The sequence below is a fragment of the Nonomuraea sediminis genome, from assembly GCF_018531495.1.
Classification (GTDB): domain Bacteria; phylum Actinomycetota; class Actinomycetes; order Streptosporangiales; family Streptosporangiaceae; genus Nonomuraea; species Nonomuraea sediminis.
This window is the reverse complement of sequence record NZ_JAHDTI010000001.1, coordinates 350,632-370,546: the sequence shown is the minus strand read 5'-3', so window position 1 is coordinate 370,546 and position 19,915 is coordinate 350,632. Positions and strand designations below refer to the sequence as shown.

The following is a 19,915-nucleotide window of genomic DNA, read 5'->3' as shown; positions in this document are numbered from 1 at the left end:
TTACTCGATGACCAGGTCGACGGGGATGTTGCCGCGGGTGGCGTTGGAGTAGGGGCAGACCTGGTGGGTGGCCTCGACGAGCTTGCGGCCCGCCTCGCCCTGGAGGTGGTCGGGCAACTCGACGCGGAGGACGACCGAGAGGCCGAAACGGCCGCCGTCGAGCGGGTTGAGGCCGACCTCCGCCGTGACCGAGGCCTCGGAGGCGTCGACCTGCTGGCGGGCGGCGACGAGCTTCATGGCACTGGCGAAGCATGCCGAGTATCCGACCGCGAACAACTGCTCGGGGTTGGTGCCGTTGCCGTCGCCGCCGAGCTCCTTGGGCATGGCCAGCGTGAGGTCGAGCTTGCCGTCGTTGGTGACGGAGTGACCGTCGCGGCCGGTGGAGGTGGCGATGGCGGTGTAGATGGCGGTCATGTTCTCAAGCCTTCCTAGACAGACCTGTCTGTTTCATTGAGGCCACGGTAGACAGGTCTGTCTGGTAAAGTCAAGCTCGTGAGTGATGCGCGACGTCGGCTGCTGGAGACCGCCTCTCGGCTCTTCTACGCCGAGGGCATCCACACCGTGGGCATCGACCGGATCATCGCCGAGGCCGGTGTGGCGAAGGCCACCTTCTACCACCACTTCAAGGCCAAGGACGACCTGGTCGGGGCCTACCTGTCGCAGCAGTACGAGATGCAGCGCAAGGCCCTGGAGGCCGCTCCCGGCGACGGCGTGGAGCGGATCAAGTTGATCTTCGAACGGCTGGAGGAGCTGAGCCGGGGGCCCGGATTCCGCGGGTGCCCGTTCCTCAACGCGGCGGCGGAGTTCGCGGACCCGGCGCATCCCGTGCGGGGGATCGTGGACGACTACCGCGACTGGTTCCGCGGCTACATGCGGACGCTGCTGGGCGGGCGGGCCGACGCGGTCGCCAAGGCGGACTTCCTGCTGGTCATGCGCGACGGGGTCGCGGTCAGCGCCGGCCTGGGGGACATGGCGGCCATCCGCAGCGGCATCGACACGGCTCTGACCACGATCGACACCCCCTGAGGGGTTACGGGGTGGGGCGCCAGTCGGGGCGGAGGAGTTCGTATTCGACGTCTCCCTGGTCCGAGCCCTCGATCTGGTCGGGCCAGTCCTCGAAGAAGGTGCGGACGTAGCGGAGGCCGCATTTCTCCATGACGCGGCGGGAGGCCAGGTTGACCGTCATCGTCTGGCCCCAGACGCGCTCCGCTCCCAGGTCGCGGAAGGCGCGGTCGATGAGGGCGCGCGTGCCCTCCGTCGCGTACCCGTTGCCCCAGGCGTCCGTGCGGAGGCGATAGCCCAGCTCGAAGTCCGGCAGCAGGTGGAACCAGCCGACGAAGCGCCCCGACACCTCCGCGGCGTAGTGGCCTTCCTGGATGAAATGCGGGAGCGTCTCGTTCACCACGACCTCGCGTGGCGTGGGACGGCCGCCGTTGAGGTAGCGCATCACCCCGGGATCGTTGTGCAACGTCACCAGCTCGTCGGCGTCCGCCGCGGTGAAGTCCCGAAGTGACAGCCGCGCCGTACGCAGGAGAGTCGCCACGCGGCCACGCTACAAGCAGCCCGGGCAAGGGCGCGCAAGGGCGTGAGATATAGCTAGTGGGGTGTTCACGGCGTTCATCCCCATCTGGGCGCTCACCCTGATCGGCTACGTGGCCGGCCGCTACCGGTTGATCGGGGAGGACGCCGACCGCGTGCTCGGCGGGTTCGTGTTCCACATCGCGATGCCCGCCGCGCTCTTCACTACGCTGAGCAGGACCCGGTTAGCGGTCAGCGGGCCCGGCATCGCCGTGTTCGCCGCCAGCACGGTGATCACGATGGTCGCCGGATACGTGATCAGCCGCCGCCTCTTCGACCGCAAACCCGGCGAGTCCCTGCTGGGCGGGATGACCGGCGGCTACGTCAACTCCGCCAACCTCGGCATCCCCGTCGCGCTGCACGTGCTGGGCAACGCCTCGTTCCTGACCGGCGTGCTGCTCTTCCAGGTCCTCGTGGTCACGCCGGTGGTGCTGGCGTCCCTGGACTCGGGGCTGCGGCTGCGGCGACTGGTCACGCTGCCGCTGCGCAACCCGGTCATCCTCGGGCTCGCCGCCGGGGCGGCCTGCTCGATCGCGGGCTGGAGACCGCCGCCGGTGGTGGCCGATCCGCTCGCCCTGCTGGGCGCCGCCGCCGTCCCGACGGCCCTGGTGGCGCTCGGCCTGTCGCTCAACGTCCGCGGTCCCGCCATCGCCGGCCGTAGCGAGATCTTCACGTTGTCGGCGCTCAAGCTGGCGGGGCAGCCGCTGGTGGCCTACGGGCTCGGGGTCCTCGTCGGGCTGCCCGCGGCGGACCTGCGCCCGCTGGTCGTCTGCGCGGCCCTGCCCACGGCGCAGAACGTCTACATCTTCGCCCGCGAGTACGGCCAGGCCGAGGCGGTGACCCGCTGGGTCGTTCTCGTCGGCACCGCCCTGTCCATGGCCACCCTCGCCATCGCCGACTGGCTCCTCGCCACCTGAAGGATTAAACTCATCGCTAGATGAATTCCTTCGGGAGGCGTCATGCGCAGAACCCCCGCGGCCATCGGCTCCACCCTCTTCTTCGCCGCCGCGCCAGGGACGGTGGCCGTGCTCGTCCCGTGGCTGATCACGCACTGGGAGTTCCAGGACCCGCTGGCCGGATGGGCGATGGTGCCGCTGCGGATCGCCGGTGGGCTGCTCGCGCTGGCGGGGCTGTCGTTCCTGGTGCGTGCGTTCGTACGGTTCGTGGCCGAGGGGTTCGGCACGCCGATGCCGCTGGCCCCGCCGGAGAAGCTGGTCGTGGGCGGGGTCTACCGCTACGTCCGCAACCCGATGTACGTGTCGATCCTCGCGGCGATCATCGGGCAGGCGCTCCTGTTCGGCGATCCGCGGCTGCTGCTCTACTTCGTGATCGTGGCCGTGCCCGTGGTCTCGTTCGTGCGCTGGTACGAGGAGCCGCACCTGCGCAGGACGTTCGGAGCCGATTACGAAGAGTACGTGCGGACCGTCCCCGGATGGTGGCCCCGTATCAGCCGGTGACCATTGGGGGTCCCATGTCGGATCCAAGTTGACGGCTTGTGAGAACTATGGTCGGCTCGGGCCCTATGTTTCTGATGGGATGATTCAGACCGCTTCGGGGGAGAGCGCTCCATGTTGCGGTTTTCATGGCACGCCCTAGGTCGCGTGTCCATATCCGCCTTTTTGACCAGCACGGCCCTTGTGGCGGTGCCCGCTGCCGCGCAGGCTGCGGAACCGGGGCAACCGGCGATCACCGCCGCGCCCGCCGTACAGCAGCCCGCGCCCGCGGCGGTGAACGTGCCGCTGGAGGCGTCACTGGCGGCCAGACCTTCGGGGGAGGAGAAGGTCGGGCCGCAGGCGCCGGAGGTGACGATCCCGGCAGGACCGCAGCTGATCGACCAGATCGCCAAGGAAGCGGACGCCAGGCGGCAGAAGCTGGACCGGCTGCTGCCGGACACCGCCCAGGCGGAGCCGCTGACGCTGGGCAAGCCGCTGGCCTCGGTGGTCAAGTCGTTCGAGGCGCTGGGCAAGGCCGCGGGGCCGCTGACCTACCGGCTGTGCGTGCAGAACGCCGACCAGCAGGTCTCCTGCTCGATCACGCAGCCGGTGGCCGTGCCCGTCATCGCCGACGTCACCGGCGACGGCGACGCGGACGTGGCCGCCGACCTGGTGCCCACCGCCAGCCCTGCCGACGGCGAGGTGGGGCTCGGCTTCGCGGTCAGGCGGCTGCCGGGCAGCGACGCCGCGCTGAAGGCGCAGGTCTGGGCCGAGTACGACGGCAAGGTGGCCGTCGGATTCGACGGGCTCAACCGCGGCGCCGGCCTGTCGGAGATGGACTGGGGGTCGTTCACGGTCGACCTGGCCGGCAAGAAGGTCAAGGCGAGCGTCAAACGGACCGGCCCGGCCGCGTCGGCGGCCGTGATCGCCGGGCTGATCGGCAAGACCGTGATGAGCCTGCGCCAGTCGCCTGCCGCCGAGAAGTTCACGGTCTCCGCCGATCTCGACCGTCCCAGGCTCGACGTGATCAGCTCGGCGCCCTCCCGGCTGGACGCGCTCGCGGTCAGCTCCCGGCAGTTCACCCAGGCGGTACTCGACCGGATGCCCACCAAGGCGCGCGTCGAGCTGGACCGGGGCAAGGACGGCTCGGCCCGGATCCGCTTCGAGGGCCACTCCTCGATCAAGCAGGCGCAGCTGCACAACTACGTCTACCGCGACGGCGAGCTCGCCCGGGTCGCCAGCGTCTCGCTCGAGCACGTGCCGGCGACCTTCACCGCCAAGTACGGCACGTCCGGGGGCAAGCAGGTGCTGACCGTCGACTCCGACCGGTCGGGCGCGGGGACGGCCAGGATCCTCTACTTCGACCGCGCCGCGGACAAGACCGTCCTGCGCGCCGAGCTGAGCGACCTGCCGGCCAAGGTCCGCCTGGTCAACGACCTGGCGGCGCACCGGGTCACGCACACCACCAGCTCGGCCATCGGCCGCTTCGCGGTCATCCTGCAGCGCAACGAGGGCGCCATCTCCAGCCCCCGCGGCGGCCACGTCACCATGATCAAGAACGGTGACGCGGTCGGCGTCTCAGGCCTGCTGTCGGGCCTGTCCGGCTTCGACGTGACGTACGGCGCCGCCCCGCACGCCCACCTGGAGGTCGATTCGAACGGCAGGTCGTTCCTCGGCGCGGCCAGCATCGACGGCACCCACCTGGCCAGGCTGGAGATCTCCAACACCCCCGCCAAGGTCGACGTCACCCTCGACCCCGCGGCCAGGAAGGCCATCTACCAGGCCAGCGGCGTGATCTCCAAGCTGCGCGCCGCCTACGCCAACCTCAAGACCGGCCCCACCATCGACGGCACCGTGCTCGGCGTGCACGACGACGTCAAGGCCGCGTGGGAGCTGGGCGCCCGCTCGACCGTGACCGTGGACACCTCCTCCAAGCTGCGCCAGGTCGGGATCTACGCCAACAAGGACTACGTGACCACGCCGCAGGGCGAGGACCTCAAGGCGACCGTCGAGGGCGTCACCAAGCACCTCGAACTGGTCGCCGACACCACCGCCAAGACGCTGACCTGGGACTCCTCCGCGCCGGTCGACTCGGTCGACGCGCTGGCCAGAGCCAAGTACCAGGGCCGCTACCTGCGCGCGGCCGCGCACGTGACCGGCGTGCCCGCCCGCTTCGACGCCTCGTGGGGCGCCTCCGGCTACCGCTTCCGCGGCCTGTCCGGCCCGCTCGGGTCGGCGTCGGTGGCCTTCACCAACCACGACGGCGCCAAGGCCCCCGCGGGCCCGCACCTGGCCGCCCACTACGACCAGGCCTCCGGTGACCTGGACGCCAGCGTGCAGGTCAAGGGCCTGAAGTCGGTCGAGTTCGCCCCTGCCGAGCAGGGCTTCACCGCCGACTTCGGCGCCGCCAGGCAGACGCTCGCGCTCGACGCCGACCTCACCCAGGGTGACCTGCGCTTCGGCGTGCTCGGCCGGCTCGGCCCCGTCCCCGGCAAGCTGGCCGTCGGCGCCGCCAACGGCGCCTTCACCTACTCGGGCCCGAACCTGGACCTGAAGGGCCGCGCCTGGCTCGGCAAGAGCGCCGCGCTCGCCAGGATGCAGCCCGCCCCCGCCGTCGCGGGAGGCATCTCGCTGATCGACGGCGCCTGCCCCGGCTGCGCCGATCAGGGCCCGTTCTGTACGGCGGGCCGCGGCTGCTTCGGCATCCAGGGCTACCTCGACGTGAGCGGGCTGCCCGACCAGGTCACGGTGGACGTGGCCAAGAAGACGTTCACCTTCGCCGGGTTCCGGCCCAAGCAGCGAAGGCTAGGCGTGTACCTGGCCAGCTCCGTCCTGGCGCCGGTGCCGATCAAGGCCAAGGCCACGCTCACCGGCCTGCCCGCCACGATCACCAAGCTGTCGCTCGGGCCGTTCGACGTGGCGGGCAACGCCGTCAACGCCGGCTACCAGATCCAGCCGGCCGCCACGCTCGGGTCGCTCGACCTGCAGGCCGACGCGGGCGCCCTGCGCGGGCGCGTGTCGATCAACCCGGTTCCCGCGGCGGTCGCCGTCCAGGGAACCTACGGGCCGCAGACCAGGATCAGGGTGACCAACTCGGCGGCGGTCAAGCGGCTGGACGCCAAGCTGACCGTGGACGGGCAGGGCAGCGGCGAGGCGCGCTTCACCGACGTGCCCGCCACGTTCGGCGTGGACGCCGACGCCACCGGCGGCGCGCTGCGCGTGCCCGCCGTCACCTACCACGCGCCGGGCGGGGTCAACACGCTCGACGGGTACCTGGGCGTCGACGGCGGGCTGATCGACAGGTCGGGACGGCTGGGCGACGTGTCGCTCGCGGTCAAGGACCTGGCGGCCGACACCACGGTCAGGCTCAACCCCGACCAGTCCATCGACCTGGTGTCCAAGCCGGTGCCGACCGGGAGGGTCGAGCTGCACGCCGGGCTGCGCGTGGACGGCGTGCCGCGGCAGCGGATCGCCGTCAGCAAGGACGTCCCCTACACGAGCGGATTCCTGTCCTACCAGGTCGGCGGCGACTTCGGGCTCGGGCCGAGCAAGGTCGAGGACGTGTCGTTCGCCGTGCGGAAGCTGTCCTGGCTGAAGATCCGGCCGGGCAAGGTCCCGTTCGGCATGAAGGCGCCGCCCGCGCTCGGCTTCGTCGCGCCCGGCTTCGAGGGGAACTACGACCGGATCGACATCGGCGCGAACGGCGTGGACCTGCGGCCCGACGTCCGGCTCGACGTGAAGCTGTCGCGCAAGCTGGGCGAGGATCTCTTCCGCGACTCGATGCGGCTCGGGCCCGTCACCTCGCTGTCGCTGCGCCGTTACGACCAGCGGATGCGGCGCATCGGCAGCAAGCAGGCGATCCGCGCGGCCGGGATCCAGCTGGCCTGCCTGACCGTGGACGCCAAGCCGGGGTACGCGGCCGGCCAGGGCACGAACTCGATCTCGCTGCGCGGGGCGGACGGGCCGCAGATGGTCTCCCTGCTCGACCCCGGCGGCCAGGTGCCCGGCTACGCGGTGGACCTGCTGACCCACTTCATGTCGCCCTTCCCCGGGGCCGACTGGCGGGTGGCGGGGGTGAACGCCGGCCACTGCGCCACTAGTGTGAAGCGATGATCGCGCTGGCGCTGTCGCTGCTGCTGTCGTGGCAGGTGGCCTACACCGAGCCGCCCCACCCCTGGCTCGACCTCGACCACGGCACCCGCTTCCAGGACATCGCCGCCACCGACGCCCGGCACGCCTGGGCGGTGGGCGAGAACCAGTGGGGCACCGACGGGCACTACTCGGTGCTGGTGCGCTGGGACGGCCTCGCCTGGCGGCGCCAGGTCCTGCCGAAGAAGGGCGCCTGGCTCGACCTGGTCAAGGTCGACGCCGCCGGCCCGGACAACGTGTGGGTCGTCGCGCAGGACTACGAGAACGGCGACGACGGGCTGCTGCGCTACGACGGCCACCGGTGGCGCTTCCTGGGGCTGCGCGGCGCCACCGAGGCCGTCGCCGTGGGCGCGGACAAGGCGTGGGCGTTCACCCCGAAGCACGCCTACCTGTTCGAGGGGGCCGGAAAGCGGCGCTTCGACGTGCCGATCGAGGTGGAGGCCGCCGACGCCCTGGCCGAGAACGACATCTGGGCGGTCGGCTACGAAGGGGACGGATCCACGCAGCCCGCCGCCGTCCACTTCGACGGCCGGGCCTGGACCCGCGTGCCGGTGCCGCCCGTCGCCGGCGACGGCACCCACGAGCTGACCACGGTGCTGGCGATGTCGCCGACCGAGGTCTGGGCCGCCGGCGCGAACAACACGGAAACCCCGCTGCTCTACCGGTGGGACGGTGCCAGGTGGGCGCCCGTCGCGCTCAGGTCGGCGCCCATCACCTCCCTCGTCCGGCATGACGGCCGGATCTGGGCGGCCAACGGGAACCTGCTGCGGCAGACGGGCGGGCGGTGGCTGCGCAACACGCCGCCGAGGCCCATCACCGCGCTCGCCGACGGCGGCGGGCGGGTGTGGGCCCTGAGCGGCAAGCGGATCCTGGAGCTCCGCTAGAAGACGATCACCGCGAACAGCGTCGCGGCGACCAGGCCCGCGATCACCGGGACGAACGCCTTCCTGGCCAGGTCGAGCACCGGCACCCGGGCGAACCCGGCCACCGCGATCAGCGACGACCACGCGATCAGCACGCCGCCGCCCGACCACACGCAGCCCATCTGCCCGACCGCCGCCAGCGTGGCCGGGTCCATGCCGACCGCCGGTCCGAGCGCCCCGGACAGCGACCCGGTCAGCGGCAGCCCGGCGAACCCGGAACCGTCGAGCCCGGTGATCACGCCCACGATCAGGATCCCGAACGCCATCAGGAACGAGTTGTGCGGGATGCCCTGCTGGGCGGCGCTCACCAGGTCGAACAGGAAGTTCGGCGCCTTGGCGCCCTCCTCGAGCCCCATGATCCTGGCGGCGAAGTCGGCGTTGCCGATGAAGAAGAAGCCCGCGATCGGCAGCACGATGCCCATCGCCTTCACCGAGAACACCAGCCCGTCCACCACGTGCTCGGCGCACGTCTCCAGGCTCCGCCGCCCGTCGGTCACCAGCGTGGCGAACAGCAGCAGCACCGCCACCACCCCGCCCACCAGCGCCGCCGCCTGCCCGCCGATGGTGTCGGGCACCAGGTCGGTGAACTTGCCGAGCAGCATGTACGCCACCAGGGCCGCGAACGTCACCGGCACGATCACCGCGAACGCCTTCGACCGCGCCACGGCCCGCCGGGTCCCGCCCGCTTCCATCGGCTCGTCGTCCTCGTCCGTGGCGACCGCGGTCGCCACGCCCTGCCCGCCGTCCACGGAACCGGTCCCGCCCTCGGCCGTGGCGGCCTGCGCCGCTGTGCGGCCCTTGCGGGTGCCGGTGGTGCGCGGAGCCGCGGCCAGGCCCGAGCTCGCCGTACCCTCCCAGGCCAGCAGGTGGTCGACGCTGGGCGCCTGGATGGTGCGGCGGGTCATGAGGTACCCGAGCACCAGCGCGATGACCCCGACGATCAGCGACAGCACCATCGCCCGGTCGGCCACCACGGTCGTCCCCACCCCCGCCGCCTTGGCCGACAGGCCCGGCGCGACCTGCATGACGTAGTCGCTGGACAGCGCCATCCCCTGGCCCGCGATCGCCACCGACAGGCCCGCGGCCAGCGGCGGCAGCCCGGCCCTGATCGCCACCGGCAGCAGGATCGCCCCGATGAGCGGCACCGCGGGAGTCGGCCAGAAGAACAGGCTGATGACGTACGTCACGCCGGCGATCACCCAGAACGCCGCGTGACCGTTGCGCATCACCGTGCGGAACGGCTCGATCATCCGCTGGTCTGCCCCGATCGCCTTCAGCGCCCCGAGCAGCGCCGTCACCAGCGCGATGATGAGGAAGATGTTGAACAGCTCGGCCGCCGCCGTCAGGCTCGCCCCGAAGATCGACTGCAGCCCCTTGACGAGGTCGCCCGTGAACGCCCAGGCGGTGAAGAACGTGGCCGCCACCGCGGGGATGACGATGTTCTTCCGCATGATCATGACCGCGATGATCACTACTATTCCGGCCAGATAGATCCAGTGAGCGGCACCCAGGTTCATGGCACCTCCCTTTCTTGACGGGCGGAGATGCACAGAATCTGCTCGGTCCACGTTCGGTGAACAATGAGAAAACTGCACATTAGGCGGCGGGTCGTTTGTGCAGCCTGCCAGTAACCCGCGTCGCCTTTCCAGCGAATGTGCACAGCGCCCATGTTCTCCGCGCCAGGTGCGGCACATTTCCCATATCCGGGTTCCTGCGTCGGCGCCGAGACTGGCCCCGTGCGACGACCTCAAGGCGAATACCGTGTTCGCGCGCTGCCGGGTGGGGCGCCGGTCGAGGTCGAGATCGTGGCGGCAGCCGTACAGGAGGAAACGTGAACCTCATCGGAGGGCAGTGGGTGCCCGCGCTGTCCGGCGAGACCTTCGCCAGTCGCAACCCGGCCGACCCCGACGACGTCATCGGCGAGTTCCCGCAGTCGGGCCGCGCGGACGTGGCCGCGGCCCTCGGCGCGGTCGCCGAGGGAGCGGGCGCCTGGGCCGCCGCCCCCGCCGACGAGCGGGCGCGCGTGCTGGTCAGGGCGGCCGAACTGCTGGAGGTACGGCGGGCCGACCTGACCGCCGAACTGGTCAGGGAAGAGGGCAAGACGCCCGCCGAGGCCGCCATGGAGACCTCGCGAACCCCGCTCAACCTGCGCTTCTACGCCGCCGAGGCGCACCGCGTCGGCGGCGAGACCTACCAGGCCGACGCCACGCTCGTCTACACCTGGCGCGAGCCCGTGGGCGTGGTGGCCGCGATCACGCCATGGAACTTCCCGCTCAACATCCCCTCCCGCAAGCTCGGACCGGCGCTGGCCGCGGGCAACGGCGTGGTGTTCAAGCCGTCGCCGGTGACGCCGCTGATGGCGCAGCGCCTGGTCGAGGCGCTGCTCGCCGCCGGAGTGCCACCCGTGGCGCTCGCGCTCGTGCACGGCGGAGCCGAGCCGGGCGCCGCGCTCGCCGACGACCCGCGCGTCGGCGCGGTGACGTTCACCGGCTCCACCGCGGCGGGACGCGACATCCATCGCAGGGTGGGGCCGGAGCGGCGGGCGCAGCTGGAGATGGGCGGCAAGAACCCGGTGGTGGTCCTGCCCGACGCCGACCTGGACAGGGCCGCCCGCCTGATCGTGAAGGGCGCCTTCGGGCTGTCGGGACAGGCGTGCACCGGCACCAGCCGGGTGATCGCGCCGCCGCCGGTGCACGACCCGCTGCTCGAGCGCGTGGTCAAGCTCGCGGAGGAGCACGAGATGGGCCCGCTCGCGGCCGATTTCCAGCTCCGCAAGACCCTGGAGTACGTCCGCGCCGGCCAGGAGGAGGGCGCGCGGCTGGTCTCAGGTGGGCGGCGCCGCGACGGCAAGGGGTTCTTCGTCACGCCCGCGATCTTCGCGGAGGTCACGCCGGGGATGCGGCTGGCGCGGGAGGAGATCTTCGGCCCGGTGCTGGCCTTCCAGCGGGCCGCGGACCTCGACGAGGCGATCGCGCTGGCCAACGGCACCGACTACGGGCTGGCCGCCGGGATCGTCACCCGCGACCTCGGGCGGGCGCTGGAGTTCGCCAGGCGGAGCCGCAGCGGCCTGGTGAAGGTCAACCAGCCGACCACGGGAATGGCGATGAACGCGCCCTTCGGCGGGATCGAGCAGCCGTTCAAGGAACAGGCCGGGCCCGCGCTCATGCACTTCTACACCCACCAGAAGACCGTCTACCTCTCGGAATAGGAGCCGGACATGCTGTTGTCGAGGGACGAGTTCCGCCAGGCGCTGCAGGACGCCATCAAGGGCCGCGAGGCCAAGAACGCCTCCTTCAGCAAGGCCTGGGCCGACGGCCGGCTCAAGCGGGAGCACTTCGCCCGCTGGGCCGAGAACCACTACCACTACGTGGGGCCCTTCGCCGACTACCTCGCCTACGTCTACGCCAACACGCCCGACGAGTTCACCGGCGCCAAGGACTTCACACTCCAGAACATGTACGAGGAGGAACTCGCCGACATCAGGCACACCGACCTGCTCATCAAATTCGCCGAGGCGTGCGGCACCACCAGGGAACGCGTCGAGAACCCCGACAACATGAATCCCATCACCCGGGGACTCCAGTCGTGGTGCTACGCGGTCTCCATGCGCGAGCATTTCGTGGTCGCCACCGCCGCGCTCGTCGTCGGCCTCGAATCGCAGGTGCCGAGCATTTACCGCAGGCAGATCGTGCCGCTGCGCGAGGTGTACGGATTCACCGAGGACGAGATCGAGTTCTTCGACCTGCACATCACCTCCGACGAGGTGCACGGGGAGCGCGGATATCAGATCGTGCTCGACCACGCCGACACCCCTGAATTGCAGCAGCGGTGCCTGAAGATGTGCCGGTGGGGCGCCGAGATGCGCTTCTCCTACACCCAGAGCCTCTACGACTACTACGTCAAGTCGTCATGAGCTGGGTCGAGGCCGCCTCCCTGCGCGAGCTGACCAGGCGCAGGCGCAAACTCGTCGAGGTGGGCGGGCAGCAGGTCGCGCTGTTCCTGATCGAGGGGACCGTCTACGCCCTGCGCGACGTGTGCGTGCACAAGCAGCGTCAGCTCAGCAACGGGACGATCCTCCACGGCCGGGTCATCTGCCCAGGGCACCAGTGGTCCTTCGACCCCGTCACCGGGCAGGCGGAGGGGCAGACCGAGTGCCAGCCCACCTACGCGGTCCTGGTCGAGGGCGACGTGATCTACGTCGATCCCCGCCCGCGCGTCAGCAAGGTCTCCGCGGTTCCCGCGCCCGCGGTCGCCGTTTCGGGGGAGGGAAGCGTGTGATCCGGTCCGTGATCATCGTGGGAGCCGGGCAGAGCGGCGCCGTCACCGCCAGGACGCTGCGCCGCCTCGGCTACGACGGCGGCCTGATCGTCGTCGGCGACGAGACGGCCCCGCCGTACCAGCGGCCGCCCCTGTCGAAGGAGTACCTGGCAGGCGAGGCGGGGCTGGACGAGCTCGCGCTGCTCGGCGCGGAGTGGTGCGCGGCCAACGACGTGGAGCTGCGGCTCGGCACGCGCGCCGCCGCCGTCAAGGGCCGCGAGGTCGAGCTGGACGGCAGCGCCGTGCTGACCGCCGACGCGCTCGTGATCACCACCGGGGCCCGCCCCCGCGCGCTGCCCGGCGTGGCGGGGGAGCGGGTCCGCTACCTGCGCACCGTGGCCGACGCCGACCGGCTGCGGGCCGACCTGGTGCCCGGGGCGCGGGTGGTCGTGGTGGGGGCCGGGTTCATCGGCTCGGAGGTGGCCTCGACGGCCCTCGGCAGGGGAGCCTCCGTCACCGTGCTCGAAGGACTGGGCAGCCCGCTGCAACGAATCGTGGGCGCCCGGCTGGGGCAGGTGTGCGGCGCGCTGCAGCGGGACTCGGGCGTCGACCTGCGGACCGGCGTGTCCGTCACCGGGTACGCCGAGACCGCGGACGGGGCCAGGGTCACCACGGGCGACGGCCAGGTCTTCGAGTGCGACGTCGTGGTCGTGGGGGTCGGCGTGAGGCCCAACACCGAACTGCTCGCCGGGTTCGACGTCGACGACGGCGTGCTGGTCGACCCGTATGGGCTGACCAGCGTCGAAGGGGTGTACGCGGCGGGCGACGTGGCCCGTCACCACCACCCGCTCTACGGCCGGAAGGTCCGGGTGGAGCACTTCGACCACGCGAGCGCGCACGGGACGGCGGTGGCCAAGAACCTGCTCGGGCGGGCCACGCCGTACAGCGCGCCGCACTGGTTCTGGTCGGACCAGTTCGACCGCAACCTGCAGTACACCGGGCACTGCGAGGAGTGGGACCAGCTGGTCGTGCGCGGCTCTCCCGACACCTACGACTTCGTCGCCTTCTATCTTCGCGGAGGCCGCCTCGAGGCGGCCTTCGGGATGGAACGGGGCGGCGAGATCGCGGTCGCCCGGCAGCTCATCGCGGCGGCAGCCGTACCGGACCCTCGGGTGCTGGCCGACGAGGACGTCGACCTGACCGACCTGTTGTGAGGAGGAATCTCATGGACTACCAGCGGGTGGCCCGGTCGGGACAGGTGCCCGACGGCATCGTGCGGCGCTTCTTCGTGGGGGAGGTCGAGCTCGCGGTGGCGCGGTGGGGCGGGCGCGTGTACGCCATGTCCAACTACTGCACCCACCTCGACTGCCTCCTGTCGTCCGGGCACGCCACGGAGGACGGGCTGCGCTGCTCCTGCCACGGCAGCGTCTTCGACTACGACACGGGCGAGCCCATCCAACCCCCGGCCACCCGCCCGATCCGCACCTACCCGGTCAAGGAGGACAACGGCGAGATCCTCGTCCTCCTCCCCCCGAACCCCACCAACGACCGCCCCCGCGCCCGCCCAACCCACCGATGACCCCTTCCCGACCTCCCTGAGGCACAGCGGGTCTTCCTGAGGTACGGCGGGCCGCACCCCTCCTCGTCGCCCGGCGCACGGGACCGTGGGACCTGCGTTCCGGGCGGCGTGACGGCGGGAAGGTGGCATCGACTCGCCGGAAGCGCCGGGCGCGGGCCGCGAGCCCATGACGGCGGGCGGCCGGTGGCGGCGGCCCGCCGTACCTCTGACAACGGGCTATGCGGTGGGTGGGGTGAATTCTTCGGTCAGGGCGCCGGTCACGGCGGCGAGGGTATCGATGTGGTGGGCGAGCCACACCATGAACTGGGTGTCCGCCGAGCGGATGTCCATGCGCAGCGCCCGTGAGGCGCGGTCCAGTTTGTAGAGCATCGTGTTGCGGTGCAGCTTGAGCGTGCGGGCCGCGGCGTTGAGGTTGCCCGCCGACTTGATGTAGGCGATCACCACCTGCTCCAGGTCCCCCGTCTGGCTGTGCACCCGGCGCAGCGACTCCAGGATCTCCCGCGCGAACGCCTGCCCTTCCGCGCTGGCCGCCACCGACTTGAGCGCCGCGTAGATCCGCAGGTCGTCGTACCCGCACACGGCCGCGGCGCCCGTGTGCCTGGCCAGCCCCATCGCCACCCGCGCCTCGTAGTAGCTGGCCGCCACCCCGGCCGCCCCGTCGCCGGGACGCCCCGACGTCACCCGCAGGTCGTCGCCGAGCCGGGGCCCGAGCGTGCGGTGCAGCTGCTGCGCGAAGTGTGTGACCGCCTGCTGCTCGGACAGCGGGTCGCCCTCGGGGATCTGCCGGATCACGACCACGAACGTGGCCACGGCCGCCGCCAGGGTCCACCGGTTGGCCGACGGCTCGACGCCCTGCGCGACGCGCGTGATGGTGGCCGCCCTGCGCTGGTCGCTGCGCCCCGTCGGCACCAGCGCCGGCGCTGTCACGACATGTACGGCATAGCGTCCCGCCACGTCGAAGCCGTGGTGCCGCGCCCTGGCCTCCAGCTCGTGGGGATCGGCGAACCGCCCGTGCACCAGCGACTCCAGGAAGTCGCCCCTGGCCCGCTCCTCGGCCGCCCGCACCGACCGCTGCCGCAGCATCTCCGAGCCCGTCAGCGTCGCGCCGTGCTCGGCCACCACCCGGTGCTGCGCCAGGTCGTGCTCGTCGGGTGGCGACCCGGACTCGACCAGCACGAGCCTGCCGTACAGGTCTCCGCCCACGACGATCGGCGCGATCAGCACCAGCGGCCCCTCAGGGGTCAGGTCGAGCTCGGCCACGCCGTCATGGCCGAGTTCGGGCAGCCGCTCGGCCAGTTCCTCGGCGATCGCGCCGGGGTCGAGGGCAGGCCCGTCGAAGCCCGCGTAGGCCTGTGTCTCGCCGTCGGCGTCCAGGACCAGCACGGGACCGTGCGACAGCCCCGCGATGGCCCTGGCCATGGCGGGGATGCCGGAGCCGCGGGCCAGCACCTCCGCGAGCGCCCTGTGCACGCGGCTGCTGTATTCGAGCACGTGCGAGGCCTGCGCGAGCGCCTTCTGCCCGACCAGCCGCCCCACGGCCCGGTAGCCGGCGGTGGGGCCGAGCAGCAGCAGCGGCAGTCCCGCGGCGTCGGCGGCGGAACCAGCCGCCGACAGGTCGGGATCGGGCCCGTCGCCGGCCGGATGGGCGAACAGCGCGGTCGCCTCCCGCCTGGCCAGCCCGGTGATCAGCTCGGGGGACAGTACGGCCGCCGGGAGGTGGACGACCACGCCGTCGAGCCCGTCCTGCGGGCCGACCTCCGACAGCGGCAGGCACCAGGAGGCGGTGCCGCCGAGCCCGGCCTGGCCGCCGATGAGCCGCCCACGCAGCAGCGGTTCCGCGAGCAGGGTGCTGAGAGGGACGCGTCCGTTGCAGTCGATGCCGTCATGGTGCTCTTGTGCCATGTGCCCAATTCCTGTCCCGCTGGTTCGGCATTCTGTCCATTGCCCGAGGTCGGGGTCCCTCGGAGACTGACGGTGCCGGCCTGCAGCGGGAAGGAGCCCACCCCAGTCTGCTTTCCCTGGATTTCCTACGCAATAGGCCATTTGTCCGGGTCGATTGCGCGACCCAGCCTGGAGTGACACATGCATCTCGTGCACCGTTTGACCCTCGAAGACGCGCTGGTGATGCTGGAGGCCGCCGAGCGGGAGGCCACCAGGATCGGCGTCCTGCAGACGATCTGCATCGCCGACGACGGCGCGCATCCCATCGCCCTGCACCGGATGACCGGCGCCCGCCTGACGGGCGTGGAGATCGCGATGGCGAAGGCGTTCACCGCCGCTGGGCACCAGCGCGACACCCACCGCTTCAACGAACCGCCCGACGGCCCGGCGCTCCCCGGGAACGAGGCCTTCGGGATCAGCCACATGCATCCCGGCAAGTTCGCCATCTTCGTGGGCGGCTTCCCGATCGTGCACGACGGCCAGGTGGTGGGTGCCGTAGGGGTGAGCGGCGGCACCGGGGACCAGGACAAGGCGGTCGGCGCCGCCGCCCTCAGAGCGTTCCAGAAGAAGATCGCCGGTTAGGCGGGCAGGCGGACCCGGAAACAGGTGTGGCCAGGGCGGCTGTCCACGTCCACCGTCCCCTGGTGGGCCGAGACCACGGCCCGCACGATCGCCAGTCCGAGCCCGGTCCCGCCGGACGCGCGGGACCTGCCGCGGTCGGTCCGGGAGAAGCGCTCGAAGACGTCGACGTCCGGCGCGATTCCCGGCCCGGTGTCGGTGACGCGGACCTCCGCCCGCCCGTCCGCGCGCGCCACGGCCAGCGTGACCGTCGTGCCCGGCGGTGTGTGGACACGGGCGTTGGCCAGCAGGTTCACCACCACCTGCCGCAGCCTGCCGGGATCACCGCACACCGTCACGGGGGACTCGGGCAGGTCCAGCCGCCACACGTGGGACGGCCCGGCGACCTGGGCGTCCCCGGCCGCCTCGACGGCCAGCCGGGTCAGGTCCACCTCCTCGCGCGCCAGCGGCCTGCCTGCGTCGAGCCTGGCCAGCAGCAGGAGGTCCTCCACCAGCTCCGTCATCCGCCCCGACTCCGAGCGGATGCGACCCAGGGCGTGCCGTACGTCGGCGGACAGGTCGTCGCGGCGCAGCGCGAGCTGCGCGTGCCCGAGGATGGCGGCCAGCGGAGAGCGCAGTTCGTGGCTGGCGTCGGCCGCGAACGAGCGCAGGCGCTGCTCACCCCGGTGCCGCTGAGCCAGCGCGTCCTCGACGTGGCCGAGCATCCGGTTGAAGGCCGCGGCGACCTGGCCGATCTCGGACCGCGGGTCGGCGTCGGGAACCCGCTCGGCCAGCGTCACCTCACCGCTGGCCAGCGGCAGCTCGCTGACGCTGCGGGCGGTGGCCGCCACGCGGTCCAGGGGGCGCAGCGCCAGCCGTACCCAGAAAAAGCCGGCCACGCCTGTGACCAGCAGCGCCCCGCCGAACAGGGCCAGCTCGACCAGCTGCAGCCGGCGCAGCGTCCGCTCCACCTCTTCAAGCGGCAGCCCGGTGATCAGCACGTCGCCGTCCTTGCCCGGCATGGCCCTGACCCGGTACTCGTCCAGCGACGACAGCTCGATCGAACGAGGGTTGCCGTCGGCGCGCAGGGAGGCGAGCAGCGCCTGATCCGCGGCGCTGAGCGTGGAGCCGAGACCGGCATTGCCTGTCACCACGCCGGCCTTCGTGACCCGGCCGTTCAGCAGCCTGGCGCCGAACGTGCCCGGGATCTGGCCGCGCGTGTCCCCGAGCTCTCCCGGCTCCTCGTGTTCGAGACTGGTGGCGAAGCGGACGCCCGCGCTGACCAGCTGGGCGTCGACCCGCGCCACCAGCAGGTGCTGCGTGAACAGCGAAGAGGCCACGCCCACCGCCAGGCAGGCCGCGGCCAGCAGCGCGAGCACACCGGCGACGAGCCGCCAGCGCAGCGTGTGCCTCATGGCGGTGGCGGCTTGAGCACGTAGCCGACGCCGCGCACGGTGTGGATCAGCGGCGGGCGGCCGGCGTCGATCTTCTTGCGGAGGTAGCTGATGTACAGCTCGACCACGTGCGCCTGGCCGCCGAAGTCGTAGGACCACACCTCGTCCAAGATCCTGGACTTGCTGAGCACCCGGCGCGGGTTCAGCATGAGCAGCCTGAGCAGCTCGAACTCGGTGGGCGTCAGGTCGACGAGCGTGCCCGCCCTGGTGACCTCCCTGGCGTCCTCGTCCATCACCAGGTCCGCGACCACCAGCCGGTCGCCGTTGCCTGGACGGGCCATGCCGGCCCTGCGCAGCAGCCCGCGCAGCCTGGCCACCACCTCCTCCAGGCTGAACGGCTTGGTGACGTAGTCGTCGCCGCCCGCGGTGATCCCGGCCACCCGGTCCTCGACGGCGTCGCGTGCGGTCAGGAACAGCACGCACAGCTCGGGGGCGCGCTCGCGCAGCCTGCGCATGACCTGCAGGCCGTCCATGTCGGGCAGCATGACGTCCAGGACCACCGCGTCCGGCCCGAACTCGATCGCCGCCCGCAGCGCGTCCGCGCCGCACCCGGCGGTGGCCACGTGCCAGCCCTCCTGGCGCAGCACGCCGTCCAGGACCTCGACCAGGTCGGGCTCGTCGTCCACGACGAGGATCCTGATCGGGGCGCCATCGGGTCGCAGCAGTTCCACCATCGCCATTCAGACTATGGGCGGCTTCTGAGAATCGCCTAAAAGTGCCCCCGTTCATAGGGAAAGCAGAGAAACGCCTGGCACGGTGACGCCTGTGAGGAACACCCTGCTCGCCGTGATCGGCCTGGGCGCCGCCGCCGTGCTGGCGCTGTGGTGGCACGACACGGCCGCCGTGGCCGGGCCGTCCGGCTGGCTGACCAACGCCGGACGGATCACCGGCCTGCTCGCCGGGTACGGCCTGGCCGTCCTGCTGGCGTTGATGGCCCGCGTCCCGGCGCTGGAGCGCGGAGTGGGCACCGACACGCTGACCCGCTGGCACGCCATGGGCGGCCGGTACGTGATCGGCCTGGCCGTGACCCACACGCTGGCCACCATCTGGGGGTACGCGCTGGCCGACGGGAAAGGCGTGGTCGGCGAGTCGGTCACGATGGCGTTGACGTTTCCCGATGTTCTCAAGGCGACCGTGGCGGTGCTGCTGCTGACCGGCACCGGCATCGTGTCGGCGCGGGCGGCGCGGCGGCGCCTGCGCTACGAGACGTGGTACCTGCTGCACTTCTACACCTACCTGGCCGCATGGCTGGCCTTCGGGCACCAGTTGAGCACGGGCGCCGAGTTCACCGGCGATCGCGCGGCCCAGGTCGCCTGGTACGCGCTCTACCTCGGGGTGGCCGCGCTGCTGCTGTGGTACCGCTTCCTGGCCCCGGTGGTGCTGTCGTGGCGGCACCGGCTGCGGGTGGCCGAGGTCGTCCGGGAGGCGCCAGGGGTGGTGTCCGTCCGGATCACCGGCCGCGACCTCGGCCGGCTGCGGGCCGAGCCGGGCCAGTTCTTCCGCTGGCGGTTCCTGACGCGGCGGACGTGGTGGTCGGCCAACCCGTACTCGCTGTCGGCACCGGCCAGTGACGGATCGCTGCGCATCACGGTGAAGGCCCTGGGCGACCACAGCGCCGCGCTGACGCGGCTGCGGCCGGGCACGCCGGTGTTCGCGGAAGGCCCGTACGGCGCGCTCACGGCCCGCCGCCGCAGGCGCGACCGGACCCTGCTGATCGCCGGTGGCGTCGGCATCACCCCGCTGCGCGCCCTGTTCGAGACGCTGCCCGGCGAGGTCACGCTGCTCTACCGGGCGCGCGAGCCGGTGCTGCGCGCGGAACTGGAGGCCATCGCGGCGGCCCGCGGCGCCCGCCTGTTCGTGTCGGCAGGCCCGCGCCCCGCCGATCTGTTCGATCCGGCCACCCTGTCACGGCTCGTGCCCGGTCTGCCCGAGCACGACGCCTACGTCTGCGGGCCGCCCTCGATGGCGGACGCCGCGATCGACGCCTTGAAGGCGGCAGGGGTGCCGGCCGGCCGCATCCACCACGAGTCGTTCGAGTTCTAG

18 protein-coding genes are annotated in these 19,915 nt (G+C 71.8%); 12 read left to right on the top strand and 6 right to left on the bottom strand.

Annotated features, from left to right (window positions below; all coding sequences use genetic code 11):
• Positions 1–414: an organic hydroperoxide resistance protein gene (locus KIK09_RS01610; protein ID WP_214316797.1), complete on the bottom strand. Its 414-nt coding sequence runs from the start codon at positions 412–414 to the stop codon at positions 1–3.
• A gap of 78 nt (positions 415–492) precedes the next feature.
• On the opposite strand from KIK09_RS01610, the gene KIK09_RS01605 reads away from it, so the two are divergent.
• Complete coding sequence (locus tag KIK09_RS01605) at positions 493–1,026, top strand: TetR/AcrR family transcriptional regulator (RefSeq protein WP_214316796.1); 534 nt, start codon at positions 493–495, stop codon at positions 1,024–1,026.
• Positions 1,027–1,030: 4 nt separating this feature from the next.
• Here the strand turns inward: KIK09_RS01605 and KIK09_RS01600 are convergent, their stop codons facing one another.
• Positions 1,031–1,543 carry a GNAT family N-acetyltransferase gene (locus KIK09_RS01600; RefSeq protein WP_214316795.1) on the bottom strand — a complete coding sequence of 171 codons (513 nt, stop codon included), beginning with the start codon at positions 1,541–1,543 and terminating at the stop codon, positions 1,031–1,033.
• Positions 1,544–1,604: 61 nt separating this feature from the next.
• Here KIK09_RS01600 and KIK09_RS59850 point away from each other — a divergent pair, with 61 nt between their 5' ends.
• From KIK09_RS59850 to KIK09_RS01580, 4 genes are all read left to right on the top strand, one after another.
• Positions 1,605–2,495 (top strand): AEC family transporter, encoded by an 891-nt coding sequence (locus KIK09_RS59850; RefSeq protein ID WP_214316794.1) that lies wholly within the window; start codon positions 1,605–1,607, stop codon positions 2,493–2,495.
• Between the two features lie 42 nt (positions 2,496–2,537).
• Positions 2,538–3,035 (top strand): methyltransferase family protein, encoded by a 498-nt coding sequence (locus tag KIK09_RS01590; RefSeq protein ID WP_214316793.1) that lies wholly within the window; start codon positions 2,538–2,540, stop codon positions 3,033–3,035.
• A gap of 180 nt (positions 3,036–3,215) precedes the next feature.
• Positions 3,216–7,124, top strand: coding sequence for a hypothetical protein (locus KIK09_RS01585; RefSeq protein ID WP_214316792.1), 3,909 nt, complete (start codon positions 3,216–3,218; stop codon positions 7,122–7,124).
• Positions 7,121–8,044, top strand: a complete 924-nt coding sequence (locus tag KIK09_RS01580; protein ID WP_214316791.1) for a hypothetical protein — start codon at positions 7,121–7,123, stop codon at positions 8,042–8,044. Before KIK09_RS01585 ends, KIK09_RS01580 begins: the two co-directional genes overlap by 4 nt.
• Here KIK09_RS01580 and KIK09_RS01575 read toward each other — a convergent pair.
• On the bottom strand, positions 8,041–9,600 hold the full coding sequence (locus KIK09_RS01575; RefSeq protein ID WP_214316790.1) for a hypothetical protein: 1,560 nt from the start codon (positions 9,598–9,600) through the stop codon (positions 8,041–8,043). The genes KIK09_RS01580 and KIK09_RS01575 overlap by 4 nt on opposite strands.
• A gap of 314 nt (positions 9,601–9,914) precedes the next feature.
• Here KIK09_RS01575 and KIK09_RS01570 point away from each other — a divergent pair, with 314 nt between their 5' ends.
• Genes KIK09_RS01570 through KIK09_RS01550 form a run of 5 tightly spaced genes read left to right on the top strand, consistent with a single transcriptional unit; the run spans position 9,915 to position 13,919 of the window.
• Positions 9,915–11,291, top strand: a complete 1,377-nt coding sequence (locus KIK09_RS01570) for an aldehyde dehydrogenase family protein (RefSeq protein WP_214316789.1) — start codon at positions 9,915–9,917, stop codon at positions 11,289–11,291.
• Between the two features lie 9 nt (positions 11,292–11,300).
• A complete protein-coding gene (locus KIK09_RS01565; RefSeq protein ID WP_214316788.1) occupies positions 11,301–11,996 on the top strand; it encodes an iron-containing redox enzyme family protein in 696 nt (231 codons plus the stop codon).
• Positions 11,993–12,361 (top strand): Rieske (2Fe-2S) protein, encoded by a 369-nt coding sequence (locus KIK09_RS01560; RefSeq protein ID WP_214316787.1) that lies wholly within the window; start codon positions 11,993–11,995, stop codon positions 12,359–12,361. The genes KIK09_RS01565 and KIK09_RS01560 overlap by 4 nt, the downstream gene beginning before the upstream one ends.
• Before the next feature lie 8 nt (positions 12,362–12,369).
• Positions 12,370–13,554 (top strand): NAD(P)/FAD-dependent oxidoreductase, encoded by a 1,185-nt coding sequence (locus KIK09_RS01555; protein WP_214316786.1) that lies wholly within the window; start codon positions 12,370–12,372, stop codon positions 13,552–13,554.
• Positions 13,555–13,565: 11 nt separating this feature from the next.
• Entirely contained in the window at positions 13,566–13,919 is a 354-nt protein-coding gene (locus KIK09_RS01550; protein ID WP_214316785.1) for a Rieske (2Fe-2S) protein, read from the top strand.
• A gap of 216 nt (positions 13,920–14,135) precedes the next feature.
• Here KIK09_RS01550 and KIK09_RS01545 read toward each other — a convergent pair whose 3' ends face one another.
• Positions 14,136–15,821 (bottom strand): PucR family transcriptional regulator, encoded by a 1,686-nt coding sequence (locus KIK09_RS01545; protein ID WP_214316784.1) that lies wholly within the window; start codon positions 15,819–15,821, stop codon positions 14,136–14,138.
• A gap of 180 nt (positions 15,822–16,001) precedes the next feature.
• On the opposite strand from KIK09_RS01545, the gene KIK09_RS01540 reads away from it, so the two are divergent.
• Positions 16,002–16,442, top strand: a complete 441-nt coding sequence (locus tag KIK09_RS01540; protein WP_214316783.1) for a GlcG/HbpS family heme-binding protein — start codon at positions 16,002–16,004, stop codon at positions 16,440–16,442.
• Here KIK09_RS01540 and KIK09_RS01535 read toward each other — a convergent pair.
• Positions 16,439–17,833, bottom strand: a complete 1,395-nt coding sequence (locus tag KIK09_RS01535) for a sensor histidine kinase (protein WP_214316782.1) — start codon at positions 17,831–17,833, stop codon at positions 16,439–16,441. The genes KIK09_RS01540 and KIK09_RS01535 overlap by 4 nt on opposite strands.
• Positions 17,830–18,546 (bottom strand): response regulator transcription factor, encoded by a 717-nt coding sequence (locus KIK09_RS01530; RefSeq protein WP_275955985.1) that lies wholly within the window; start codon positions 18,544–18,546, stop codon positions 17,830–17,832. Before KIK09_RS01530 ends, KIK09_RS01535 begins: the two co-directional genes overlap by 4 nt.
• Before the next feature lie 91 nt (positions 18,547–18,637).
• On the opposite strand from KIK09_RS01530, the gene KIK09_RS01525 reads away from it, so the two are divergent.
• Positions 18,638–19,915, top strand: coding sequence for a ferredoxin reductase family protein (locus KIK09_RS01525; protein WP_308163882.1), 1,278 nt, complete (start codon positions 18,638–18,640; stop codon positions 19,913–19,915).